This window comes from Aquimarina ulvae (assembly GCF_053613295.3).
The window spans coordinates 572,795-598,839 of sequence record NZ_JBSIBP030000001.1; the positions used below are offsets into that span (position 1 = coordinate 572,795).

Annotated in this window: 28 protein-coding genes and 1 pseudogene; 17 read left to right on the top strand and 12 right to left on the bottom strand. The window is 33.2% G+C overall.

Features of this window, described 5'->3' with window-relative positions; genetic code table 11:
* The first annotated feature begins 695 nt into the window (after window positions 1–695).
* The 9 genes and pseudogenes from ACWGOQ_RS02500 (at window position 696) to ACWGOQ_RS02540 (ending at window position 8,416) form a co-directional block, all read left to right on the top strand.
* Window positions 696–1,820, top strand: a pseudogene (locus ACWGOQ_RS02500) (IS3 family transposase).
* Between the two features lie 47 nt (window positions 1,821–1,867).
* The gene (locus ACWGOQ_RS02505) at window positions 1,868–2,227 is read left to right on the top strand and encodes a hypothetical protein (protein WP_452056971.1); all 360 of its coding nucleotides are present in this window, start codon (window positions 1,868–1,870) and stop codon (window positions 2,225–2,227) included.
* Window positions 2,228–2,483: 256 nt separating this feature from the next.
* A complete protein-coding gene (locus ACWGOQ_RS02510) occupies window positions 2,484–2,609 on the top strand; it encodes a hypothetical protein (protein WP_452056972.1) in 126 nt (41 codons plus the stop codon).
* A gap of 291 nt (window positions 2,610–2,900) precedes the next feature.
* A complete protein-coding gene (locus ACWGOQ_RS02515; RefSeq protein ID WP_452056973.1) occupies window positions 2,901–4,988 on the top strand; it encodes an AHH domain-containing protein in 2,088 nt (695 codons plus the stop codon).
* On the top strand, window positions 4,989–5,636 hold the full coding sequence (locus ACWGOQ_RS02520; protein WP_452056974.1) for a hypothetical protein: 648 nt from the start codon (window positions 4,989–4,991) through the stop codon (window positions 5,634–5,636).
* Entirely contained in the window at window positions 5,633–6,529 is an 897-nt protein-coding gene (locus ACWGOQ_RS02525; RefSeq protein ID WP_452056975.1) for an ExbD/TolR family protein, read from the top strand. Before ACWGOQ_RS02520 ends, ACWGOQ_RS02525 begins: the two co-directional genes overlap by 4 nt.
* Window positions 6,530–6,628: 99 nt before the next feature.
* On the top strand, window positions 6,629–7,459 hold the full coding sequence (locus ACWGOQ_RS02530; protein WP_452056976.1) for a peptidoglycan DD-metalloendopeptidase family protein: 831 nt from the start codon (window positions 6,629–6,631) through the stop codon (window positions 7,457–7,459).
* 34 nt (window positions 7,460–7,493) lie between these two features.
* The gene (locus tag ACWGOQ_RS02535; RefSeq protein ID WP_452056977.1) at window positions 7,494–7,658 is read left to right on the top strand and encodes a hypothetical protein; all 165 of its coding nucleotides are present in this window, start codon (window positions 7,494–7,496) and stop codon (window positions 7,656–7,658) included.
* 2 nt (window positions 7,659–7,660) lie between these two features.
* Window positions 7,661–8,416 (top strand): biopolymer transporter ExbD, encoded by a 756-nt coding sequence (locus tag ACWGOQ_RS02540; protein WP_452056978.1) that lies wholly within the window; start codon window positions 7,661–7,663, stop codon window positions 8,414–8,416.
* A 184-nt stretch (window positions 8,417–8,600) separates the two neighbouring features.
* Here ACWGOQ_RS02540 and ACWGOQ_RS02545 read toward each other — a convergent pair whose 3' ends face one another.
* On the bottom strand, window positions 8,601–8,939 hold the full coding sequence (locus tag ACWGOQ_RS02545; RefSeq protein ID WP_452056979.1) for a hypothetical protein: 339 nt from the start codon (window positions 8,937–8,939) through the stop codon (window positions 8,601–8,603).
* Window positions 8,940–9,712: 773 nt separating this feature from the next.
* On the opposite strand from ACWGOQ_RS02545, the gene ACWGOQ_RS02550 reads away from it, so the two are divergent.
* The 4 genes from ACWGOQ_RS02550 (at window position 9,713) to ACWGOQ_RS02565 (ending at window position 13,703) form a co-directional block, all read left to right on the top strand.
* On the top strand, window positions 9,713–10,588 hold the full coding sequence (locus ACWGOQ_RS02550) for a hypothetical protein (RefSeq protein ID WP_452056980.1): 876 nt from the start codon (window positions 9,713–9,715) through the stop codon (window positions 10,586–10,588).
* A gap of 24 nt (window positions 10,589–10,612) precedes the next feature.
* The gene (locus ACWGOQ_RS02555; RefSeq protein WP_452056981.1) at window positions 10,613–11,611 is read left to right on the top strand and encodes a fasciclin domain-containing protein; all 999 of its coding nucleotides are present in this window, start codon (window positions 10,613–10,615) and stop codon (window positions 11,609–11,611) included.
* Between the two features lie 819 nt (window positions 11,612–12,430).
* Window positions 12,431–13,171: a DUF547 domain-containing protein gene (locus ACWGOQ_RS02560; RefSeq protein WP_452056982.1), complete on the top strand. Its 741-nt coding sequence runs from the start codon at window positions 12,431–12,433 to the stop codon at window positions 13,169–13,171.
* Window positions 13,172–13,544: 373 nt separating this feature from the next.
* Window positions 13,545–13,703 carry a hypothetical protein gene (locus ACWGOQ_RS02565; protein ID WP_458202295.1) on the top strand — a complete coding sequence of 53 codons (159 nt, stop codon included), beginning with the start codon at window positions 13,545–13,547 and terminating at the stop codon, window positions 13,701–13,703.
* 234 nt (window positions 13,704–13,937) lie between these two features.
* Here ACWGOQ_RS02565 and ACWGOQ_RS02570 read toward each other — a convergent pair whose 3' ends face one another.
* Window positions 13,938–14,999 (bottom strand): helix-turn-helix domain-containing protein, encoded by a 1,062-nt coding sequence (locus tag ACWGOQ_RS02570; protein ID WP_452056984.1) that lies wholly within the window; start codon window positions 14,997–14,999, stop codon window positions 13,938–13,940.
* 70 nt (window positions 15,000–15,069) lie between these two features.
* On the opposite strand from ACWGOQ_RS02570, the gene ACWGOQ_RS02575 reads away from it, so the two are divergent.
* From ACWGOQ_RS02575 to ACWGOQ_RS02590, 4 genes are all read left to right on the top strand, one after another.
* Window positions 15,070–15,438, top strand: coding sequence for a DUF3253 domain-containing protein (locus ACWGOQ_RS02575; protein WP_452056985.1), 369 nt, complete (start codon window positions 15,070–15,072; stop codon window positions 15,436–15,438).
* A gap of 12 nt (window positions 15,439–15,450) precedes the next feature.
* Entirely contained in the window at window positions 15,451–15,582 is a 132-nt protein-coding gene (locus ACWGOQ_RS02580; protein ID WP_452056986.1) for a hypothetical protein, read from the top strand.
* Between the two features lie 11 nt (window positions 15,583–15,593).
* A complete protein-coding gene (locus ACWGOQ_RS02585) occupies window positions 15,594–16,073 on the top strand; it encodes a ferritin-like domain-containing protein (protein WP_452056987.1) in 480 nt (159 codons plus the stop codon).
* A gap of 139 nt (window positions 16,074–16,212) precedes the next feature.
* Window positions 16,213–17,208, top strand: a complete 996-nt coding sequence (locus ACWGOQ_RS02590) for an endonuclease/exonuclease/phosphatase family protein (protein ID WP_452056988.1) — start codon at window positions 16,213–16,215, stop codon at window positions 17,206–17,208.
* A gap of 20 nt (window positions 17,209–17,228) precedes the next feature.
* Here the strand turns inward: ACWGOQ_RS02590 and ACWGOQ_RS02595 are convergent, their stop codons facing one another.
* From ACWGOQ_RS02595 to ACWGOQ_RS02640, 10 genes are all read right to left on the bottom strand, one after another.
* Window positions 17,229–18,689 (bottom strand): type III PLP-dependent enzyme domain-containing protein, encoded by a 1,461-nt coding sequence (locus tag ACWGOQ_RS02595; RefSeq protein WP_452056989.1) that lies wholly within the window; start codon window positions 18,687–18,689, stop codon window positions 17,229–17,231.
* The gene (locus ACWGOQ_RS02600; RefSeq protein WP_452056990.1) at window positions 18,667–20,508 is read right to left on the bottom strand and encodes an FAD/NAD(P)-binding protein; all 1,842 of its coding nucleotides are present in this window, start codon (window positions 20,506–20,508) and stop codon (window positions 18,667–18,669) included. The genes ACWGOQ_RS02595 and ACWGOQ_RS02600 overlap by 23 nt, the downstream gene beginning before the upstream one ends.
* Window positions 20,502–21,509: a 2,3-diaminopropionate biosynthesis protein SbnA gene (sbnA, locus tag ACWGOQ_RS02605; protein ID WP_458202299.1), complete on the bottom strand. Its 1,008-nt coding sequence runs from the start codon at window positions 21,507–21,509 to the stop codon at window positions 20,502–20,504. The genes ACWGOQ_RS02600 and sbnA overlap by 7 nt, the downstream gene beginning before the upstream one ends.
* 164 nt (window positions 21,510–21,673) lie before the next feature.
* Window positions 21,674–21,883, bottom strand: a complete 210-nt coding sequence (locus tag ACWGOQ_RS02610) for a hypothetical protein (protein WP_452056992.1) — start codon at window positions 21,881–21,883, stop codon at window positions 21,674–21,676.
* A gap of 442 nt (window positions 21,884–22,325) precedes the next feature.
* Entirely contained in the window at window positions 22,326–22,760 is a 435-nt protein-coding gene (locus ACWGOQ_RS02615) for a hypothetical protein (protein WP_452056993.1), read from the bottom strand.
* A gap of 31 nt (window positions 22,761–22,791) precedes the next feature.
* Window positions 22,792–23,127, bottom strand: coding sequence for an SWEET family sugar transporter (locus ACWGOQ_RS02620; protein ID WP_452056994.1), 336 nt, complete (start codon window positions 23,125–23,127; stop codon window positions 22,792–22,794).
* A 44-nt stretch (window positions 23,128–23,171) separates the two neighbouring features.
* On the bottom strand, window positions 23,172–23,324 hold the full coding sequence (locus ACWGOQ_RS02625; protein ID WP_452056995.1) for a YqaE/Pmp3 family membrane protein: 153 nt from the start codon (window positions 23,322–23,324) through the stop codon (window positions 23,172–23,174).
* Window positions 23,325–23,358: 34 nt separating this feature from the next.
* Window positions 23,359–24,399, bottom strand: coding sequence for a TIGR04086 family membrane protein (locus tag ACWGOQ_RS02630; protein ID WP_452056996.1), 1,041 nt, complete (start codon window positions 24,397–24,399; stop codon window positions 23,359–23,361).
* A 52-nt stretch (window positions 24,400–24,451) separates the two neighbouring features.
* Entirely contained in the window at window positions 24,452–24,976 is a 525-nt protein-coding gene (locus tag ACWGOQ_RS02635; protein WP_452056997.1) for a DUF421 domain-containing protein, read from the bottom strand.
* Between the two features lie 647 nt (window positions 24,977–25,623).
* On the bottom strand, window positions 25,624–26,037 hold the full coding sequence (locus ACWGOQ_RS02640) for a PTH2-like family protein (protein WP_452056998.1): 414 nt from the start codon (window positions 26,035–26,037) through the stop codon (window positions 25,624–25,626).
* Window positions 26,038–26,045 lie beyond the last annotated feature (8 nt).

The window sequence follows — 26,045 nt, forward strand, 5'->3', positions numbered from 1 at the left end:
TTAAATATATATAACACAAATATCACACCATATTATTTTAACATTTGATTTAACGCGACACACTTTTTGTGTCTACTAAAAAATTATCTAATCTTTCTTGAATTAACGAATTACGGGTGTTAAAGCGTACACTCATCAATATCATTAAGTAAGTTTGAAAACAACGTGTAAAATATATATAATTGGAACAACCATAAATATTACTATTGCCGAGTTTATATGATTCTTAGCCTCTTTATTATACGCCCTGAAAAACTTTTAGCGTAATTATCTTCGGTTTTACTTGTTATTTCTTTGATTAATTTATTGTGCTATTTAATACGTTATACGTTTGATTGTGGTGTGCCTAATTGTGGTTTTTTATAACTAGTTTTATTACAGGTGTTGTTAAGCCCTGAAACGTTTGCTTTTTAAAATTTTCAGGCAATGATTGGTTAAACGGTAATAAATCAACCTTGATTCCTTGTTTGTATTCTATAAATATCTTGACAAATTATAAAAAGTATTGCTCCAATCTTTATATTATCCTCAACCCATCCATAAGGCTTATATTGTTTATACCAATACTTAGTACGTTCGGTTTGATACCATTCCTTGTGTCTTTTTTTTTATTGATCTCTTCCCTTTAAACTGGACAATTTATAGTTAGAGATTTCTGAGTAAATAATGTTTAACTTTAAAACAGAGATTTACTTATGAAACGATCAAAATTTTCAGAGTCACAAATTGTATTTGCTATTAAGCAAGTAGAGACTGGAACACGTCTTGATGAAGTCTGTCGCAAGATGGGTATCAGCGCGGCAACTTTTTACAATTGGAAAAAGAAGTACGGGGGCTTAGGAGTTTCAGAACTTCGTCGTCTTAAGAATTTAGAAGATGAGAATAGCCAGTTAAAAAAGCTTGTTGCAGATCTCAGTCTTGACAAGCAGATCTTGCAAGATGTATTGAAAAAAAAGTTCTGAGGCCTTCTCGAAAGCGGGAGATGGTCGATAATATTAGGATAGAATATAATATTTCAATAAACCGTTGCTGTAGTGTAATAATGCTTTCAAAGAGTGTTTTTTATTATAAGCGTAAAGGTCGTAATGATGAATTTCTCAGAATGCGTGTCAGGGAAATAGCAGCCACAAGAGTGCGCTATGGTTTTTGGCGTATCTATATTCTTTTAAGGCGTGAAGGCTTTATGGATAACCATAAGCGTGTGTATAGAGTCTATTGTGAGGAAGGGTTAAACTTACGCAGTAAACGTCCAAGACGTAACAGAGCTGCAGCGAATAGGCAACCTAATGACGGTACATCTTCTAGTTTACACGAGTGCTGGAGTATGGACTTTGTTTTCAGACCAGCTCTTTGATGGTACTAAATTCAGGGGCTTAACTGTAGTCGATAATTATAGTAGAATGTGTCTTGCGATTAAGTCAGGAAAATCACTCAAGGGAAGTGATGTAGTAAACGTGATGGAAAGTATTACCTTTGAGCAAGAGGCTCTTCCAAAGCGTATTAAAGTGGATAATGGAAGCGATTTTATAAGTAAGGTCCTAGATAATTGGGCTTATGAGAATAAAGTGGAACTGGACTTCTCAAGACCAGGAAAACCTACAGATAACCCATTTATAGAGAGTTTTAATGGTTCCTTTAGAGATGAATGTTTAAATGTCAATTGGTTCTTATCGTTACAGGATGCCCAAGAGAAATTTGATCTCTGGAGAGAGGATTATAACAGCTTTAGACCACACAGTTCATTGGGAGATATATCTCCCAATGAATACATTAAAATGAATGAAAATAACTCAGATTTTCTAATTACGACCAGTTCGTAAAATGGGAGGAGGTCACCTAAAAAGGGGAAGCCTACATAATCAAAAATATGAATCGTAAAATTGTAAAACGAATAGTATTAATATTATCAATAATAATGGTTAGTAATTATTGTTCATCATTTATTAATGTTCTTACTGAAGGATTATTTAAGACTTATTATTATGAGTCTGAAAGTGGTAGGTTTCAATTTACCGCAATGCCTTCTAAAGGCAGAGATACTAATGTGATGAAAAGGCAATATGATAAATTTATTGAGAAAAACAATATAAAAAAAGAGAAAATATATCGTACATTTAAAATGGATTTTTTTAAATTTTGGAATTGGTATAATTACTTAACTTCAGATCCGTATAAATTCCCGTACAGAAAAAGGATAATACCTAAGGAAAAAAGAAAGATGCTTTAGTATTAAAAAGATAATTTCAACCAATAAATATATGTATGCCATATGGTTTGGATGTGTAGTGTTTTCTTTCTCATACGTACTAAAAGTTTCACAAAAAATACACGGAAAATTAAAGGTATACAGTTCTTTTTTGTATTTCTATGATTAGAAATAATTTTGTTTTTTAATCACTAACCGAATGTTTTAGAACTTATCCTATTAAGATTTTAAAAGATCATCACAAAAATATACTCCAACTTTTTTTTGAGAAAAAAGCATGAAAGAGATTGCCAACATTACTGGATATACTGAAGGATATGCACGCAAGAAAAAATTTCAGGTAAAGGAACACTTGTTATTAATGATTAAAAAAGACCCTGTATACCTTGAGTTGGTAGCTTAAATCGAAAACTCTTACAATCAATATTTTTTCAAGCACAAAGACATAAATATTTTAATAAATCGAAAAATAAACCGTTGTGCAGCGGATCAGGCGGAAACCGAAAAGCCTTTTTAATAGTGTAAGTACAAATCAATTAATTTTTTAAGGAATGAAAAAATTAGAAACTTTTTTTAATAAAAGAGGTAACAAGCGATTTATAAAAGACACTTACTTATACATAAAAAGTGAAAAAACCGTAATCCAATAATCAATAGATCCAACGGTCTAAAAAATTTTGAATCAAAAACAATTATGAAAAATTACATAAGGCAATTCGCCTTTCAAATAGGGATACTCTCATTATTAACCTGCTTTACCGCTTGTCAAAAAGATAACTTGGAAGACATCCAATTAGTTGACCACGAATTATCTCAAGAGTTATTAACCGTAAATGGAGATATTAGTTACCAAAGAATTGCTATACATGAAATACCAGAAGTAAAAGAGTTTTTAAATTCTAAAACACAAAACGCCTTAGGGAAGTCTGTAACAGGAGATTTCTTAGAAACTCCTTTCGGTAAAATTGTTTTGAATGATATTATTAAAGTTACGAATGCTGAGCGTAAAGGATATACCTTAGAAATTATTCCTTCCAGTTATAGACCCAATGAATTTTCGAACTTAGTTATTAGTGAAGATTCCAATAAAAATCGAACCGCAAAGATTATTACTTATAAATTAGATGCTGATTTTGCGATTGCTTTGCAAGCAGAACAAACATCTATGCTTAATTTTAAAGGACAGATACTAGAATATGATGCGGATGAATATCTAAATTTAATCAAGGATAAGACGTTTAGCTGCGAAGAACCAGAGACTATATGCTTAACAGAAGTTGATGTTAACATAGGAGATGGTAATAATGGAAATGGTGATCCAGATGATTCTTTACCGCCCCTAGGAGATTATGGTGCGGTTGGAGATGGCACTAGTGGTGGTGGGACTGGTTCTGGAGACGGATCAGGTCCGTCTTCTCCATCAGGTCCTATTACTAGCGGACCAATTACCACTGGGCCTTGTCATTATGAAATGATTTATATCCCGTGTACTGGTAATAGGAGGCACTTTGGTGACCCCAGTTGTACTGCTGATTTCCAAGGAGCTTCTCTCAGAGTAAGAGTATGCCCACAAACAAATAATATAGTTAATGATTCTTCATTGGAAAAGGCTGCAGGTCAGAGTTGTAATGATGATGATCTTAGCCTTAGCGCGATTTCCTTTAAATATATGCCCATCGCTTTAGATTTCTCTGATGCAGAAATCGCTTGGCTTAATGAAAATTGTGATACAGCTACTGATGTATATGACTATTGGGAAGCAATGGAGTTCTCGGAAGAAGCCAAAAATGAGGTAAAGATGACTGTTACCTTAAAAACTATAGAGAATCGTTGGGTTGATAGTCAAGGAATAACACCTGGAACTTCTAGAAGATATACTCATAAGCATCCAGTAGAAGGTGGTACAATGTATCTCTTAGAAGAAGGTGGAGTAATTTTAGTCTCTAACAGCGAAAGAGCAATTAATAAAAAAATTGCTGGGTCTATAGCGGCATCAGAAGATAATGCACCTTATCATTACTATTATAGTTATGAAACTGATCGATGGTATGAGTATCGAGTAGCCCCAACAAACTATCCTGGAGGAGATTTTGATTTTTTATTTAAAGCTTTTTGGGAAGATGGAGCGGTGTTCGTAGGGCGATATATTATTCCTGTTGAAGATATTAAAATAGTCATTGATGGAACTGATTTTGATGGTGCAGCAGCTAATGAATACCTTGCTGGAGGAATGTTAATCGTTAGTATTATTCCAGGAGGGAAATTACTAACACCGGTAACCAGAATAGCTCGAGGCACCCAAGCTTGGAAAATGGCTATAAAGGTAGGAGATAACGTTATTAATTTATCTTATAAAGTTGTAAACGGCGTTGTCGATTTCGGGAGCAGAGGTAAGTTAGCTGAAGTTATAGGGACTGTTGCCGGTCAGGAAGCTCATCATCTATTACCGTGGGGAAAAAGAACACATCAAGTAATTCAAGAAGCAGCTTATGATGGTTTTCATATGAATGCTAGAAAGAACGGAAGGGCATTAGAGAAATTTTCTGCATTAACTGGTGATGGACTGCACGGAAACCATCCTGCTTATGATAGATTTGTAGAATTTAGACTAGATCAATTTGAAGCTAACATAAATGCCTTATCTCCTGAAAATGCATCTGAGTTTTTAGATGAAATGTTACTCCCAGAACTAAATGGTCATATTGATGATGCAATTGACTCTGGTATGAATTTAAATACTTATTTTAGAGAAGTGATTAACCCTGATTTTGGATTAAATTAAATGAAATATTATAATATAGGAATATCCGATGATTTAGAGATCATCGGATATTATCCGCAAACAGAATTAAAAAAAGGATATAACCCGAGGAGAAATGGTTGTTTTGACGTAAACAATCATTCTTTCCCTGATTTTGTACCTAATTATGAATTAGAACTACATTCAAAAGCTTTTCCTACAGGGTTTTTACCTAGAGCTGGAGCTAGTTTTGGAATGATTGTTAATGAAAAAACAAAGCGGGTTTTTCAGGAACATATTCTTCCTCCACACGCTTTCTATCCTATGAAAGTGTATCATAATGAAATCATTCTAAAATATTATTGGTTTCATTGTATACCTAATGATTTTTGGCGATTGATTGATGCAGAAAATTCCTTTGCCGAAGTTTTTAATTTTAAAACTAGAACTGTCGTTAGGAAAATTTTAATTAATTCTCGAGATCAAATTATAAACGAAATAAAAAAGAATAAATACCCACTTACTCTCAGGTTAGGAAACCTAAAGATGAACTCTGATTTTTTCAATTATGATTTTTATAAAATAGACGCTTTTAATCATAAAATTATTAGTAAAAGACTAAAGAATGCTCTGGAAGCAGCAGATGTAACAGGACATATTACTACACCTTTCGATAAAATAACATTTTGAATAACTACATTTTTATGGTGAATTTTAAAAAATTATTTGTCATTGTTGGATTTGTATTGCTATCAACAACTTTGATGGCCCAACCAACTGATCAAATACAGCTCCCAACAGGAGGTGAGAAAATTAACTTAAAGCATACAACCCCATTATTAAGTTTTTATGTCACTAAAAACCAAGAGGTTTATTTAGAAAATAAAAAGCTTGATTTTTATGAAGAGATATACTATGCGCTAGAGAAGAAAAAGCATACTGAATTAGAAGAGTTAACACCATTTATAAGAATATTATTATATGCAGATAAAGAGGTAAAATATAAGACTATTGATAGAATAAAATCAGAAATAGGAGCTGTTTTTAGAACAATATATTATCAAACCGGTAATATCAAAGATATCTCTGAAGCTACTCCTGCGATACTTAGTGGAAGCCTTAAAGAAAAGAATACTACTCCTATTATTTCTTTAGAAGATCAAGAAAAAATTACATCAATAAAAACTAGTTCTTTACCATTGCCACCGCCTCCGCCACCAATGTTTTGGCATTATGAATTGGATCCGTTATTATATTCCAAAAGAAAAAAAGAAATTCAGTTAACTTTAAAACAATATACGTATACCTCATTATGGATTAATCAGAACGGTAATTTAATACATAAGGGAAAAACTATTTCTATTAAAGATAGTTCTATACTTAAAGGGGTTTTAAAAGAAAACCAAATTGTTTTCTTAAGGTTTGATAATGACATTACCTACAATTATTATATGCAAACTATCCAAGAATTAAGACAAATCAGTAAATCCTTAGAAAAGTCAAAAGAAAAAAGAGCTTGGGTTACCGAAATCTCTTATGATTTAGAAAACTTATACCGAAAAATTGAAATTACGCTAAAGTAAATTTTAGTTCAAGAACTTTATCAGAAAAAAATATTAATAACTATATAATAACTACAGCCTAATGACTAGGTTTTGGTTTATCTAACACTGTATAAAATAATGAAGAAACACTATTTAGAATTTTTAATAGTATGTGTGATATCGTTCCTAAGTTTTCAGGGAGTATTAGCACAAAAAAAAGTAGGGAACTCTTATGAAAGAATCCCTAATGGATATAAAATAATAGCCACCAACCCGAATCCATATCCAATGACTGTGAGATATACCTTTACTCTAGAAAACTTAAAATCATCAAAAGGTAAACAAGATATTTTCGTAGTTCCTGCAAATGCAGAAAAACACATTATTACGGAGTTATTAATTATAAAAAAAAATAAATCATATACGTTCTCATCTACTACAATATTTCAACAAGGAGATCATTTTTTGTCTAAACATGATAAAGATTACGACTATCATCTGCCATTTTCTAAAAATGAAACTTATAAATTATATCAAGGATATAATGGTAGTTTTTCTCATAAAAACGAAAATGCACTAGACTTTACTATGGATGTTGGTACCAAAATTCTAGCAGCAAGAGAAGGTGTTGTTACCAATGTAGTTGATGAAAATAGTAAAAACTGCCCTAGAAGAAAGTGTATGAAGTATAATAATTATATAAGGGTTTTTCATCCTGATGGTACCTTTGCAGAGTATGTACATATCAAAAAAGACGGAGCAGAAGTGAAAGTAGGGGATAAAATAACAAAAGGACAGTTGATTGGATATAGCGGCAATGTAGGTTTTTCTACAGGGCCACATTTACATTTTGTAGTGTATTTTCAACGATTAACTAAGAGAGAAACTCTAAAGACTAAATTTAGGGTAGGTAATGGAGAATCTATTGAAGAGTTGGTAGAGAAAAATAAATATACAAGGTCATATTAAAACAATAACTAAACCAAGAATTAAAAATAATAAGATGAAAAAACAAAATATACATACGATACTTTTACTGATTTGTATACTATTATTAAGTATTTGTGCATATGGAATATACTCCCAGCCAACACTCGATGAAATCGATCAAAGAATTCAGTATTGGGGGCAACATTATGGACAACATTTCTCTGCGATAAACAACTAGTTATGATAAAATATCTTACATCCATTTATTTTCTCTTCTTTCTTCTTAATGTCCAGGCTCAACTACCGGATCAAATTGAATTACCGGAGTATGGTGGAAAGAAGGTAACATATGAACACGAGTTGGCTGAAGCCTTTTTGTATGTGAGTAGGGATAACCGTATTTATAATTTGCAAGGTGCACAAATTAAAAATCTAAATGTGATCACACAAAAACTTAAAAAAATACCAAAAGAATGGATACATGAGGTTTATATTTTTGCTGATAAAAGAGTCAATTATAAAACTATTGATAAAATAAAAGCAGCAGTGGTAAGATCAGGAATTGATCAAGTAGTGCATATGATGAGGTTTACTACCAGTTTTAAACGTCCTATTGGATATGTAAACAAACTGTATATCCCCAAAGCAATATCAGATCACGTAGAAACGTCGGTCACAACTCCAAAAGTAAAAGGTGAGAAATTATCGTATCAACAGATCAGGATACTGAGTGATCAAAAAGTGAGATTAGTAGATGGTAAAGAGTTGGAAATTAGTAGTAAGGCTTATAAAAAGATGATCAACTCATTTGATGTGATTGCAGTAGATTATGCACCTAATCTAGTATACGAAGATTATATTTTTTGGCTGGACAAAACCCAAAAGATTTTAAAAAAACAGAAAAATAAGAAGCGTACGATCATTAATGAACTACTCGTAGTGTTGATGAAATATGATAAAAATGAAAAGTATAAAGTAAGGGTTCATACGAACTGAAAGTAAGTAGCCATGTGTCAATACTTGAAAGGAAAGAATAACTAAAACACATCATCTATGGAACCTATGGATATCTTTTATCAGATCCTGCACGAAGATCTCAATCCATTGACCAGTCAAACAACTTAGAAATTTTCTATCTTTTGTTATAACAGTTTGAATTGCTACCGGCATATTCAATTACTCAAAGCCATTCTATTTCGTGTCCTACTTCTCCTTCTTCTATTTCACCAACTTTAAATCCTAAAACCTCTGTAGCGATCTTTTTAAAATTAACTTTCCATAAAAGCCATTCATCTTCATCCATAGTTGCTTCAAATTGAAGTCCGCTAGGTTCTACGGAAGCAACAATGTTTTTTTCACCTTCATTATAACTAAACCAATGAGGTATGCCATCAAATCCTTTATCTTTTGTACCGAAACCCAACCATCCCGGCATTTGAGAATACACTTGTTCTATTGTATCCCAAATTTCCTTCGGGAGATCATATCTGATATTTAAATTACAATGATGTTTTTTCATAGGTTTATTGAACTTTAAAATTATTATTACCCATCTTATTGTGTTTATTATATAGTAAAATACCAATAGCCATAAGGCTCAAACAAATAATGGCTGTAAAAATATTGTGGATTATTGGTAGAACATCAAAATCAACGCACTTAGATTGACCTCGTTTCATACCACTAAAGTATGCGATACCTAAGGATATTAAAAAAATAGATATGCTAAATATTTGAATATATTTTTCATCAGTTTATTGAACCTTTGTGTAAATTAAATACCCTGCAAATAAAAGTAGCATCAGAATTACGAGTATTACTGATCACCTTTTATTGTTATTAATTATCCCTGCTACCAAATCTAGTAGTTCTTCAATCATCGTTTATTAAACCTTAGTTATAAAGATTCTTATTGTTGTTCCACCTTATCATAGTATCCATATAATAATTTAGAAGCCACCCGAAACGTGTGGGCAAATAATAACCTAATCTCTGTGTATTTATGAAAACAAAATTAAAATTATAGGGTATCCTAAAAAAATTTAAACCTAAAAGAGGCTCAAAAAAGTGATTTCATTGCAATGTTTTAAAAATTATACCTTCAACTTATATAAAAATCATAATATTTTAATTACCGATATAAAAATTGTAAAAACCTTATTTTCAAATACTTGTTAGGTTTTTTTGGTATCGTTCAGATATGAAAAAAATAAAAAATATAGTTTTTTAACATTTTTTAGAAAACCATACCGGAGAATGCTTCGTAAGTAAAGTGAATTCTAAATCTAAATTATGAAAGTAACAACAATTATGATGTTTTCTGCCCTAATGGCGTCTACATTTTGTTTAGCACAAAGCCCGATAGATGGGTTTATGAAAGAAAAAGGTAAAGGAAGTATTACATTATCTCAATCTATGGAAAGTTATGATCAGGTTTTTCTGGTTCCGGAAAAAGTAGATCGTGTCCCAGTATTTGATCAAGTGGATATCAGTTCCACTTCACTATATGTTGACTATTCGTTTTCAGATAATTTTATGGTCGTAGCCAATTTACCATTTATAAGATCCGAAGGTAATGCTTCTGAAGCAAGCCAAGAAAATAATGGTTTTGAAAATGTACGCCAAGGTGTACAAGACCTAAGTCTGTACACAAAGTATAGATTTTACACCGCTGACATAGGGAAAAGCAAACTCGATTTTATCGGAAGTTTAGGTGTTGAATTTCCTGTAGGTAATTATGAGGTGGATGAAGGATTGCAATCCATTATCGCTATCGGAAACCGATCTACTGATATAAACAGTTTAGGTATTTTGACATACAAACACAATTCTGGATTTTTTGCTACTGGTCAAATAGGATACAGTATAAGAAATAATGATGTGCCGGATGCTTTTTTTAACGAATTAAAATTGGGATACGCTGCGCAAAAATTTTATGTAGACGCTTACATCTCCAATCAAATTTCTCAAGGCGGTGTCGATATCTTAGGAGAAGGCTTCAATGGTTTTTTTCCTGCTACAAAGGTAAACTATACAAGAATCGGACTCAACGCGTATGTTCCTGTAATCAATCATATCGGTATTTCAGGAGGAGCTAATACCTATGTAGCCGGTAGAAATTTAGGTGTGTCAACAGGATTTTACGGAGGTCTGACTTACTCCTTTTAATATCAATCAATAAAATTTAAAAAAATGAATATAATATATAAAAAATACAAGATAATTTTACTTTTCATATGTACTGCTGTTGTTTTAAGTTGCGAAACAGAAAGTGCTTATGAAGATGTGCCACCGACTATTGCGAACATAGCAGTGAACAATCCTGCTTTTAGTACCTTAGAAGAAGCCGCTATTACTGGTGGAGTAGCTGTTACCCTAAGCAATCCGAACCCTAATGATCCTTCTGGAGATTACACAGTATTTGCACCGACAAATGATGCATTTGCAAGGTTGGGTCTCAACGAAAATACACTGGGTGTACTACAAAAAGATTTTTTAACAAACACTCTTTTATACCATGTTTCTAATGGAAACTTAGCAGGTAATAGCATTTCTGAAGGAGAGATGTCTATGTCGGCATTAGGGATTAACCGACGATTTGTGAGTCGCGACAATGAGCTCTTTATTAATGGTTCAAAAGTTTTAGCTACCGATGTAGATGCGATCAATGGTACTGTTCATGTGATTGACAAAGTCATGATCGCAACAGGAGGGAACGTAGTAGAATCTGCGTTAGCCCTTAATGATGCAGCAGTTTTTGTAAACCCCGAACTATCATACCTTGTAGAGGCTGTAGTATATGCAGGTCTAGTAGATGCCCTGAGCAATCCTGATGCTAGTTTCACCGTTTTTGCACCAACTGATCAAGCTTTTATAGATTTGGGTGCTGCCTTAGACTTAACATTTACCGAACCAGCAGATGTAAGACAATTACCTCAAGAGCTAGTTACAGCGGTTTTGCTAAATCACGTTTTTGCAGACGTAGCCTCAGATAAATTTACATCAGAACTTTCTGCTGGTAGCTTCGATACCTTGGGTGAAGATACAATTACTTTAGGTATGTATAATAATGGCGTACTTACTGTTAGCGGTTCAGGTAATATGAGTCCAGCGAATATGGTCATTCCTGATGTTCAAACTACAAATGGCATTGTACACGTTATAGATCAAGTCCTTTTACCAAATATGTAATGTTTAGGTTTAGAAGAAAGGATGGAGAGCGGTTATGTTTTTACATAGCCGTTTTTTATGCGCTAAATATATCAGTCCATAGATATAAAGAGTTGACTTTGTTTTATCCCGATTTATGCATTAGAAAATCTATTACAGCTTGAAATTCGTCAAAATTTTTACGTGTCCTTGAGGCACCTCTACTCGAACAGGCCACAAGTTTATTAGAATATTTTTCCATAGGTTTTATCGGCTAACCTACTATTCGTACCTCTTGGGATTTCGACAGTTTTCGATCTCTTTTTACTTTTTTCACAATCGATCGTTACCTGACTAAAACTAACTTTAACCTGTATTGAGTGGACTAAAAAATTGCCTTGGTGGACTAGCTTTTAGAAAACTGCAAAAATTTTCAAGCTCCAATGATAAGCTTTTTCTTAACAGGTGCATCCTAAACAATAAACGATAAAAAAATCTCTTGTTTTCAAATCCTTACTAGGTATGTTTATGACACGGTAAATTCATTTTTTAATGATTGGCTTAGTAGCTATTTATTTTGGATTGATATGTTCTTGAATTTCGTTTAAGGCGTATTTGGTCATACAGGTACTTGATGGTAAAGGAAGTTTTTTTGTTTCCTGAGCAACTTGTTTCATTGAACTTTCGGATATATAGGCTAAAAGATCGCGTGATAAATTATAAAAACCTTAAGTTAACTTTAACATTGTAATGAAAACCCAACCGTCTTTTCTCTCGTATGTATAGGTGCATGTTATTTAGTATTCAAAAGTTTTGAATGAAAAATAATTTCATATTAACAACAGTTTTAAAAAATAAATAATGAAAAATTTTACAATTTTATTTATCGCATTAATGACGTATAGCATTACGATTGGTCAAAATAAATTAGACCATACCAGTTGGGATAAGGCACTTTTATTAAATGTTTCCGAAAATGGATATGTCGATTACGAAGGTTTTATGCGAAATAGTTTCTTGCTATATGATTATTTTCAGAAACTCTCAGAGACTAAACCCGATAAGACGTGGACAAGAAATGAGCAAATGGCTTATTGGATCAATGCATATAACGCATATACTATCAAACTGATTATCGATAGTTATCCGTTAAAAAGCATAACAGATTTAAAAAAGCCCTGGAAAAAGAAATTTTTTAAGATAGATGGAGAGTGGTATAGTCTAAATGATTTAGAACATAAAATTTTGAGAAAATTTGATGATCCGAGAATACATTTCGCAATCAACTGTGCATCAATTTCATGTCCTGTAGTATGGAACAGAGCCTACACCGCAGAAAATTTGGAAGAAGCACTCGATAGACAAACCAGGGATTTTATTAATGATCCAACACGTAATATAATTACACCATCTAAAGTGCGTATTTCCCAATTATTTGATTGGTTTCGAAAGGATTTTAAAGTGAATGATGGTGATGTTGTCGAATTCATCAATAAATATTCTAATGTCAAGATTAGAGAAAATCAGGATTTAGAGTATAAGAATTACAATTGGGGTCTGAATAAAGTGTTACCTTCTTACGAACGTTATGTATTTGATTAAATCATTTATAAATGAAGAATTATCTCTGCCTTCTGTATGATTTTATATACCCTCATTCTTTTGGTAGTTGAACTTCTATATTGAGCAAAGCTATTTTGAAATATTTAATTGCTTTTTCAATCCTCTGAAACCTGTGGATATTCTGGACTTTTTCCAAATTGATTTATCCTCAGGTAACGTAGGACTTACACGATTTTTTATTTATAAATCGTATTACAAGATATTTATTTGATGAAGTGCCCACTGCCTATAGTACAATTAATGAATAGACCACAGGTAATATAGGCGGTGATTTACAGAGGATGGCGAGACTGCCTACAACCAAATATAATGCAGATATGACGGCTACAAGATCTGGAACTCTTGTGGGAGTATGAATAATATGGATAAAACAGAAGTTCTCAATAGAACATTAGGAGATACCCCAGCGCCAGATTCGTTTTCGGGTGTTACTATTATAGAAACTGCTGGAAAATGGACGGTTATAAGGACAGCAACTAACTTTTGTGGTATAATTATTTATAAAATATAATCGGCTGTTTTCTTCGTTTTATTAAACTTTAATTCCTTATTCTGTTTGGGACTTATTTATTTGTTATAAGATTGTCCTATTCCAGTTATATTAATATGTTCGAGTAAAGCTTTGTCCATTTCTATCTATATGAGATTAACTGGACAAAAATATTTAATATAAAAACCAAATTCATGGTTTGGTTGAAACTTGTTACTTAAAATTTCATATTAGTAAATATATTGAAGGTCAGATTTAAATATCAGTCGAAGTGTCCAATTGCTTCTTTTTCTCTTCAATTGTGCTAAAAAATTGCTTTCTATATTCCGATGGGGACGTGCCATATTCATCTTTAAAGATTTTGGATAAATAACTTTTACTCGACAGTCCAACCAGATAGACAATCTCTGAAATAGTGTACTCGGTATTTAAGATTAAATCTTTAATAAGATTGATGCGTGTAGCATGTATATATTGGTTTACACTACAATTGTACAATAAATGAAATCCTTCCTGTAATTTACTGTTATTTAAACCTACCGTAGTAGCAATCTCATCTATTCCTGTAAGATTAGCAAGATCTTCCTTTATAATCTGTGCCGCTTGTTCTATCTGTACTACCTCTGCTTGTCTGAGTACGTTTTTGGTAGTATCCTCATCTATGTCATCTTCGTATTGTACAATTTGTTCGGTAAGCATTTGATAGGCTACACCTTCCAAAAAAAGGTTTTTGAGTACATTTTTTTCTTTAAATTCTTGAATGCGATGAAACAAATCTGCCATTCGTAAACTGTAGTAGCCCTCGTGATAAAAGAGATTTTCTGCATTCTCATCATTAAACAATTCTTGCAGACTTTCGTCAAAGGTGACCAAATCACACTGTATTCTATTTCTAAACTTTCTACGTGTAATTTCAAGGCTGTTGATAGCAATGTGTTTTCCAGCGTCAAATCTTAAAATATGACCATTATGTTGTTCACTTGCTACAATAGCCTCTTGAAAACGTTTTATATTATGGTGCTCATCAATATTTTCGAATGCGTGTTGAATTTTACCCTCGACACAATATAAAAATTTCAAGGGATGCACATCATTTACAGTAAACTTGAATTCTACATCCTCTATAAATGTACAATTGTATTGTATAATACCCATCCCACTATCAAAGTTAATCCCGCTAATTTTTCCTTTTCCAAAATTCTTCGGAATGGTAAGCACATAAAAACCACAACTTTCGGTATATGATGTATCGAACGCTTTTGATAAATCGTTCATTATATCTGCGATAGGAAGTGAATTGACGGCTATTGAGATCATTAGTTTGGATATTGACTGTTTTTCAAGATAGTTTAAAATTTTACAAATTTGAAGTTTAAAATAATTCTACTTGAATTTTGTTAAAGATAAATTCATTGGCGTTAACAATTGTTACCAACTTAAAATATCTTTATCACACCTACAACCAATTAATTTTCAAAAAAAAGGAAAAATGTTTGCGTGTTATGAAGGAGCAATCTCCACAATAAAAGAAGCGCACTTAAAATTTGCCAAGTCTAGAGAAACAAACTGTACGTATTGCCCATCAGAAGTAGCGAGAGCACTATTTCCCGAGTCGTGGCGAAATCAAATGGATAACGTAAGGCAAGTAGCAGATGATTTGGTTGAGTCAGGTCATTTGGTGACCTTACAAAAAGGAAAAGTGATTTCTGAAAAAGCAACGGAAGCCAAAGGCCCTATTAGATTAAGAAAAAAATAAAATACAGATATTATGAAAAAGATTTTTAGAATACTAACACTTATACAAGTAGGATATTATGCCTACGATATGATAAAAAACAATCGGTCTTTTAAAAAAGAATTTGTACCTAAACTAAAAAAAGTAAAACAAAAACTATTTTAAATCAATTTATTATGAAAAAAACAACATTAGAAAAAGTTAAAGAAGATTCTCACGATAAACTTGTCGAAAAACTTCAAGAAGTATTAGAAAAAAATTATGATGCTGAGAAAGGTTATAAAGAAGCAATGCTAAAAGCAGATAACGGTTTTTTATCTAAGTACTTAAAAGAAAGAGCAGCAATGCGTTCGCAGTTTGCTACCGAAATTAGCGACACCATCTTTAAACTTAATGAAACACCTATCGAGTCTGGAAGTACAACAGGCGTTATACACCGCACGTGGATGAATATTAAAGATGCCTTTAGCTCAAATTCTGACGAAGGTATTCTTGAAGAATGTCTTAGAGGTGAAAAAGCAAGTGTAGAAGAATATAAAGAAGCGATGAATGAGTATATGTTTCCTGTGGATATCAATAGTATGCTCACAAATCAATTGAAGCAAGTTGAGCAATCTGTATCAAAAATTAAAAAGCTAGAAGATATTATGGATTAACCCCTAATATTAAAAATTAGAAAGCCACTTTGTTGTGGCTTTTTTTTTACCCTAAAACTTTAGGCGTTTTAGATGAAATAATTTTTATATTATACCACCGCTTATTATATAAAGCAACTATAAAACACACATAAATAGTATGAAAAATTTTTTAAAAATAATTTATGCGATTTTTTACATCGTGATAGTGTTAGTCGCTACATTCTCTATACTTTCAGTATTTAGAAATGAAGAAACACGGTTATTAAAATTTCCAGATTTTCCTAGAATTCAATTTTTTGTAATATCATTTATAAGTCTTATAGTTCTTATGTTAACTGTTAAAAAGTGGAAGTGGTATGATTATCTTCTGCCAGCTGGGCTACTCTTAGGGTTATTTATAAATGGTTATTTTTTAATTAATTATACAATGCTTGTTCCTGTAGATGTTCCGGCAGCTGTTGAAGTGAAAGCTACCGACTCACAGTTTAGTATATTATTAACTAACGTTAAAATGTCCAATAGAGAATCACAACCACTTATAAAATTAATTCAAAGAAAACAGCCAGATTTAATTTTGGCAATGGAAACAGATAGCTGGTGGAATAAAGAATTGAAAGTTTTAAAAAATGAATATCAATATGCACAAGAAACTATCAACGAAGCAGCTTACGGAATGGTTTTATATAGTAAATATCCATTAGTAGATATTCAGGTAAAGTACTTAAACAATAAAAAAGTACCGTCTTTTGATTGCGATATGACGCTATCAAATGGTAAACATATCACATTACATTGTGTGCATCCTGTACCGCCCACACATTTTGAAGATTTACCCGATAATGAAGGACAAGAAGAAAAGGAACTAAAAAAACTAGGGAGAGAAGTTGCGAAACGTAAATACCCAACCATAGTTGCTGGTGATTTGAATGACGTAGTTTGGTCTTACGTAGATGAACTAACCGGAACTGAAGATATTCTCTATGATGTAAGAGTAGGACGAGGATTTTATAATAGTTATAACGCAGAAATTTTTTTAATGCGATGGCCATTAGACCACGTTTTTGTTACTGAAGAATTCCGACTTAAAAAAATTGAGCGATTAGAAAAAATTGGCTCAGACCATTTCCCAATTTATGTTGAGCTCGTGTTATAATTTGAGTCTACAACGAATTGTTATTTAATCATATCATCTGGAATAAAGTCTAACACTGACAATTTTTCTGTAGCACTAATACTGAGGTTTTTCGATAAATCGAATAGATGTGCCTCGGTTTCAAAAAAGTGCATCATATATCCAGCAGTATTAACAAAGGCGACAAAATCACCTGTTTGTGGTAAATGAGGCACATTGATTTTTCGCTTTAATAATACATCTCTTTCCAGGCAATAAGCACCTGTAAAAAACACATCAACAGGGGTGCTGGATTCTCGTTTATTCCTGTAAATAATGAAGGGGTCTAATAAAAAATCTGCACTAGAACTCATCATCTGTGTCATATTCATTTCAAGACCTACAAGCCACTGTCCTTTAGCATCTTGTTTCCTATGCGCTACCTTGGCAATGGTCATTCCAGTTTGGTCAAGCAATGAGCGACCTGGTTCTATACGTAACTCGAGTTGTAATTCTTTAAGAGTTTGTGCATTGGTCTTGCCTGTTTCCAGATTTGTGTAGTCCAGTACTTCTTTTAGAAAAGCGGTACCGTTCACTTTATTGAAATAAGGATACGTTTTTAGTGAACCTTTCAATTTTCCATCAATCAATTCATATCCCAAGCCATTGCTATTGAATGTAAGCTGATTATTATCGTTTTCAACTGTTTTTTTCAGGTTCAATTCAAAATTTGCCCATTCCTGTTCGTTTTCTAAGTAGTTCATTAAAATACCACCGCCAATATCTATAAACGAAAGTTCAAAACCCTTAGTATTCAATCTCTTGATGAGAGATATACTGTCGGCCAATGCTTTACCACGATGCAACGTAGAATACCCGTCTAGATGAAAGTGCAGCCCTTTTATAGTTAGATTTTCATAGCGGCGACCTGTCCCAAAATTTGCTGAAATAAACTGCTCGACCCTTTCAATATCAAAACCAAAACGACTGTACAGTTTTCTATCTTCTACAATAAAACCGCTCACGCGAATTCCAATAATCGCATTTTTATTCAATGTTTTAGCAATAGTATCCGCCTGTTGACATTCGTCTATATTATCTAAAATTATCGGGACATTATTTTGAATAGCAAGTTCGTACTGTTCGTTGGTTTTTATGGCAGCGGTGAGTACCAAGTTTTTCCCGTTACCGCCCAAAGCGATACTCTGTTCCAGTTCTTTAAAACTTGCGGTATCTACACCAATATCTGATGCGTATGCCTGCTTTACGAGGGATTTGGATTTATTCGCTTTTCGAGCATAGAAAATTTGATATTTCAAACCATAATCATCGAACATTTTTTTGAAAGAAGAAATCGTGTTTGAAAACGTAGGCAAGTGATGAATATTGATGGGCGAAGAATACTTTTCAAAAAGCTCGCTCATCAATGTTTGATTTTTAAATAATTGGTGCATCCACGAAGACGTGATCGGTGTTAAACCACCTTCAGGATTCCCTTTACTATATTTGGTGTTGTTTTTCATTTTCTAAAAGACTGTTCTTTAGTATTTTATCTAATTGTTCTGAAATATCGTGTGCCCATTGCGATGCAAAATTATTCCGCTTTCGAGAAAGCGTATCATTATCAAATGTCACACCTTCCGTAGGCGTACCATACAATGTGATATTTTTCTGAATGTTGCCATCCTTGGATAGGGGTCTGCCTTTAAAATCGATAGCAACACAGCCAGGTTTGTAATGACCGTTGTTGGTATTAATATATTTGCATACCAACCCCTCTTTTAAAAGATTTGCATACAAAGAATTTTCATTTCTTGTCTCGTTTCTTGGCACACGAGCATTAATAAGATAATCGACTTCTATTTTCTTTCGACCATTGCTTAGCTTATATCTAGTAAAATCATCCTCAGTAAACATTGAGATTTTTGGACTACGAATAAAGCTAAAATCTACAATACCAGCCTCTGCTAAAGCCATTATTTTTTTCATATTTATAATGGGCGGACCGTAGGCGATGCGGTTGAACAAACCGAAGTAAGTAGTATCAAAAAGATGATGGGAAGCTGCATCAAGACCTGCGTAGCTATAAAGTATATTAAAAACAGGACTTATTTGACGCCATGTACCAGCTGCTGCCATTATAGGACTATTGTCCAATCCTTTTTCAGCTTCATCGATGAGCAATTTTACATAGCCATATATATCTTTATGAGACAACGTTTTTTGGCTTGGAAAAGGATTGATAAATGCTTCCCAATCAAACCTTTTCTCAGATGGGAAGGTATTGTGAAACTGGGCTATTTGTCGGTCGATAGTATTGTAATCGGAACTGAAATTTAATCTCCGACGGTATTTTTTGAAGATTACTTTGTAATAATTAAAAGTAACTTCTCTTTTGATTAAAGGTAGTATGTCTTCTGGAAAGCTGATATATGGTTTATCTCGAAACTCTAAAACAGTCTTCTCTGTAAAAAAGCGAAGTGGATTGCTATCACTACTATCCGTCCCTCGCGGAACCATGGGAAGTCCAGTCCTTGAAAATGGAAAAATTGCCCGTGGCTCTTTACCTGATGCAGTGTATGATAAGGTACCATTAGTATTAGATTCAAAACGGCCACCGCTACCTTCAGTGAGTGCAAGTATTGCATCAATACCCGTAAGACCAAAACCTCGTATAGCCACCTTAGCATCAGCTTCTATATGGCTCAATTTTTGCGAAACGGGATAAATAAATTCAATATAACTTTCGGATAGTTTTTTAGTATCAAAGTGCGCACCATTGCTCAGATGTCCCGTAGTGAGCATTAAAGTATCAAAAGTTATTGGGTGATGCGTTTCTTTACAGGTGCTATGTAATCGAATACGGCCATCACGTTTAGCTATTTTTTGAATAGTCGTGACGTGTGTTGTGATTTTGACATTTAATGGTGCATTCTCGCACAGCCGTGTAAATGATTCCATTAAATAACTACCTACCATAGCTCTGGATGCAAATCCGTCTATAAGCTTTTCAGTGGGTGTTCCTGTTTTTTTTACCAGCCATTCAGTAAAATCTGGTGTTTCTTTTACAATAGGTTCTGGTAATTCTCTTGACCAGATATCGATATTTTTATTTGCATAATTCATAATCAAATAAGGCGCTTGGTCATTACGGTATACGTTACCAGGCCCAAAAAATGGATTCTGATTAAAAATATGAATAGCTATCGGAATCTGTATGTTTCTCGATTTAATTTGAGCCAAAAGCCGCTCTAATGCATAAAGTCCTTTTGGTCCTAAACCTATAATCCCTACATTATAAACTGATGAAAGTAGCGATTTGTAATTATTCATATCTACCATCCAATAGAAGATTTTTTGTATTCTTGGTATTCAGGAAATTTTTCCTGAATCCAATCTAGGTTATAAATGGTATCTAAATAGCGCTCACCGCGGTCACTCAATAACAAAACACAATTTACCGAAGGTTCGAGATGAATCGTATAATTCTCGATAGCAGTAATAACACCACCTGTAGAACCACCACAAAGAATACCTTCATTTTTCAACAAGGACCAACAGCCCTCTATACAATCTAAGTCACTCACTTCTGCATTATCCCAAATTTTTTCGAGTTTCAAAAACTGCGAAGCAACACCAGCACCGTGTCCCGGAATAAAACGTTTTTTTGATTCGCCGCCAAAAAGAACACTACCCTTGGCATCTACGGCGACAAGTTTTGTTTTCAGATTGTGTTCTTCAATATAATCAGCATAGCCCATTAGCGTACCACAAGTACTGGTGGCTACAAAGATGTAATCCACGCCACCATTTAAACTATCTCCTATTTCACGAATAGTTTGGTGATGCGCTAGTGGGTTATTTGGATTGCCATATTGATTCGTCCAATAGCTATTTGGATATTTATGAAGTAATTCCTGAACTCTTTGTAAGCGTGCCGCCAGGAATCCACCTTCTGGCAAAGGGTGTTTAATAAATTCGATTGTGGCACCATAAGCTTTTAAAAGTTTTTCTGTGTGTGGATTAAGTTTTGGGTCTACAACCACAATGAGCTTTAAGTTATAATGGATACAAGCTTGCGCCAATCCCAACGCCATATTGCCGGAACTTGATTCTATAATAGTATCTCCTTCTTTAATTATCCCTTCCCTTAACGCTTGTTGAACGATAAATGTTGATGTGCGGTCTTTTAAACTTCCTGATGGATTTGCCGCTTCTAATTTTCCATAGAAATTAGCATTGCAATTAGGAAAAAGATTTCGGAGTTCCACTAAGGGAGTTTTGCCAATTGCATCTACAATATTTTTTGGTGTATTTATTTTAGGAAATGTATCAATATTCATACTATTTAATTTCATTTAATATGGGATAAAGTCACTCATAACGATTGCTCTTAAATTACGCTGTTAATAACTACCCAGTTAACTCAAATCATTTTAAATTTAACATAGAGCAACGATAGTTCTATAAGAGTCTAAATTTAGTTTTTGAAATTGGTTCACTAAGTTCAATTATTAGGTATTAAAATTATTGCAGATACACAGGTAGTTTCGATGGGGTAAATTATATACTGCTTATGTTCTTCTTCCTCTTCATCAACGCTTTCTATATCTTGTTTTTCATTCGCTAGCATCTTATGGTCATCTAGGCCGAGACCTACTATGGCTATTATATTAGTAACGGTTCCATATAACATTAAAATAGTAGTTACCATCATATCACTGATTATAGAAGAGGCGAATAACGTAGCTCATTGTATATATATGTGTACCAAGAAACCTGTACCTCATCTACTTCGGTAATTGGGATATTAAAAAATTGAAACATTATGAGTGCGCTGATAAATAAAAACGTATCAAATTTTTCAATATTGAGCACTTGTTTGTAATACATATTCTTTAATTTTGTTTCTGTTCCTCTACTATTCCCAGCAATGTGAGAAGTAGCGCTAAGATTGTGGCTGATGCTAGGACAATAGTATTGCACAGCATATTAAGCCCTTGCACAGAAGTTGACTTCATCGACAGAAATATTACCCAAAAGAAAAGCCCCTAGGGCGATAACCGCAGTGGCTAGTAAACCACCATACATTGCCTTTCTATTTACTGAAAAAAAATTAACTACGTTTTTCATTATAAATACGATACCATTTTACCCTATTATAATAAGTAAATCATTGTTATACCAAAAACAATATGTGCTGGAATAAGCTGAAGCAGATAGCGTGTTCTATTTATTTTCGGTGTATTTGGATGTATCCATAAAACTATACCCCAAAAGAATACACCAATAACTCCAGCAAATAACCCATATATGATACCCGACAATACTGAAATGTCAAGTATCTTGCACATATGCAAAATCTTGAAGCCAAGCACAAAGAACATTCCTATGAGAAAATGAATTGCCCACCCCACAATATGTTCTCTTTCTAAATTAAAAGAATTATCATTCCATTGAGACAGTAACATATTGATGAGTTGTGGTTCTTCAAATATATTTTTAGAAATATAGGATATTGAATAACTAAAGGCGGTCATAGCTATAGTAGCAATAAACCCAACTGCTATAGATTCTATAATAAAGTTATCCATAACTGTACTATTTAATTATTTAACTTATATTTCACCTTTTTCTTTTCTTAAAATATAATAGTAGCATTATCGTATTTAAAAGAAATGAAATTCCATTTGTCAATATTATAGGCCAATCCATTTTTAGAACACCATAAAATGTCCACAGCCCTACTCCTAATAATAAAATGATAAAATAAAAAGGACTTACATCATCTACCTTTTGAGTTTTAAAAGCTTTTACTATTTGAGGAACTACCGCAATCGTTGTAAAAATGCCAGCAAGGGTGCCAATAATTTCTACGAAGACCATAATGCTTATAATTACTTCAATGAATACTATACTAACTTCAGTATAAACAGCTATGGGATTTGCAAAAGATAACATTTACAAATCTCTTAGATAGAGTTGAACAGAGGATGTATATTCTATTAATCATTCACAATAAATGCATGTATCACACCTGGTATCCATCCTATAATAGTAAGTATAATACTTATCAGTAGTGCAGAACCTACACCATGTTTCATAAATACAGCTAGTGGTGGTAAGAGAATATTAAGTATAATTGTTGTTAATGACATAATGATATATTTTTAGTGTTATAAAAAATTATTTTTAGCTAAGTTCGTCGTTGATTAAATCAGCTCTGTGTTCTTCATTAACGGTGTAATGAGGACTTGCTGTCGCTCCACCGAAGAATCCAGCAAGGGCTCCTAACAATAGGATTACAAATGCAATAATACCATATTTACCAGCAGCATCTGTCGTCTCTTCTGTAATCTCTTGTACTTCTGACTTTACTTCTGCATATTGCTTTTTTACAGTTTCTACAACTTCATCAATTTTACGATCCCACTTGGTAATTACCCCATTGATTTCCTGCTTGCTCAAATCTGTATTATTAGTAAGATAGGTAGTGATTTCTTCCTTATTGATATAATCTCGATTTCCTGCAACTCGGATGTCAAGGTCGCCATTTCGGTCTAAATCTATTTTAACATCATTAACGAAGTTTTCTATCATATCGTCAATTTCTAATTGACGTAATGCCTGTCTTGATTCAGACTGTACTTCTCCTAATTCTTGGCGTGCCTCTGATGCAGTGCCTTCTGGAATGATATTATATTTTTCACCCTTGTTAATAAGTTGAAATAATTCTGATTTTACAGATTGCAAAGTGATATCCGTGGCCTTTTGACTGTCTTTTTGACTCATATTAATTTGCTCCGCAATATTTTCAGCAGTAGAATCTCCGAAAATAGAACTTATAATAGTCCCAGCACCACTTAAAATACTTCCCAAGGTGGAGGTAACTAACAGTATACTTATCAATAAAGACAACCCCCAGGAAAGGAATCCGTGGACTGCTCCATCGGTATTAGAAGGTAAGCCAGATGACCTAGCCGCTACCATACCACCGATAAAAATTGCTACAAGATTAGTGACTATCCACCAAATAATAGTCCCAGTCCCCAGACCAGATAAAGGATGCTGTTCGGTCATAGGATCAATAGTGGTCATCCCTATACCTAATCCTAGTAGGCTCAACAAAATTAATACAGTAAGCGTGGTTAAGGTACCAGCTAAAACCCCACCCCAAGAGATGCGAGAAAAACGTTGTTTAGTATTATTAACATTAGTAATTACAGTTTCCATAGTTTTAAAATTTATGATTGTATAAATAGTTATGTTGTTATTTATAAAAGGCTTATTCAATTCGAACACCCATTAATAATTTTTGACTGAGCTCCACGTCTTCGTTTCCGTGAAGCACGGACATATCTCCTGTACTTTCAAGAATGACGGCGTGAACTTCAGAAAAATCTAGGACGTTAGCCTCTCTTAATTTAGCAATAAGATCGTCTTCTCCCACATTGGCTTTACTAAGATTTTTATATAAAATCTCACCATTCTTCATTAACAATAAGGGATCATTGGTGGCTAAATTTTTAAAAAAATCAGATTTTCGTACTACAAAAGAAAAAGTCGTTTGAAATAAAATAATGCCTCCTAATGCAATTGCTCCCTTTAAAAGTGATTGATTATTGCCCATAATAACACTAGCAAGAATTGAGCCTATAGCGATAGTAGATGCAAAATCAAAACTGGACATTTTTGCGAAAGTTCGCAATCCAGATATTCTGGTAATTATAATAATGACTGTAAAAATGACGAGTAGCGACACAATGACCTTTATCAATACCTCGAACTCTGCATATAACCAATTCTCCATCCCTATTTGTTTTAAAGCAGCGTATAATTCAAATCATACTACGATGATTTTCATACGCTTGTGCAAAGTTGAGAGAGTTCTATCATAAATAAGGGCTCAAATGAAATAATTAATAACAAATTCCAAATTATTGCACGAAGCAGCTTACTACAGAATACTCTCGAAAGACTTTTAATTGAAAATAAGCAGATAATCGATGCCTTAAATTGATGAAGAGCTAGACTTTTTACGGAATGAAAGAATTGAAAGCAGCGTTTTTCAATGTAATTTATTTGAAAGAGATAGAAATAAATGACTCAAAGTAAATTTACACTCAATAAGATGCTAAGATTTGAGACATTCAACTAGTAAAAATCACACCTGCTGATATTCTGGACTTTTTCCAAATTGATTTATCCTTTAGTAACATAGGACTTACACGATTTTTAGTTATAAATTGTATTACAAGATATTTATTTGATGAAGTGCCCACTGCCTATAGTACAATTAATGAATAGACCACAGGTAATATAGGCGGTGATTTACAGAGGATGGCGAGACTGCCTCAGTAATTATTGAACTGGCACAATAGGCGGACTTGCCATTATGCCTGACTTCGATGGTACAAATAGCTATTTATGAGCTGTATACGTTGTTTTAGGTGGTTTTTACGCGTGAAACTTCAGACCATCCAAGGCTTTACTTACTTTTCTCTTATCTCCATATAAGACTATTCCAACTAACTCTTGGTCTTTATCACTACACTTTTTAATTTCGATATGGTTTTCCGTTTCATTCTTTGTGGAAAATAATGGTTTTGTATATATTCCAATATGTAATTCCCTAGCTTGTGCACGAGAAAAAGCTCTTTCTATTTGAGGTGATTCGTCTGCTACGTAAATAAGAATAGGCTGTTTTATAAAAGGCAAGTATTCTGATTCAGATGCATTAATAAACGGCGCTCCGTGTGTTTCTGGAAACTTTATAGCAATGGAACTAGCCAAAAATGAAGCTACGTTTAGTTTTTGCCAACTTAAAAGTTCATTTTTAATTACTATTGCAATTTTATTTTCACAATCCATTGATATCT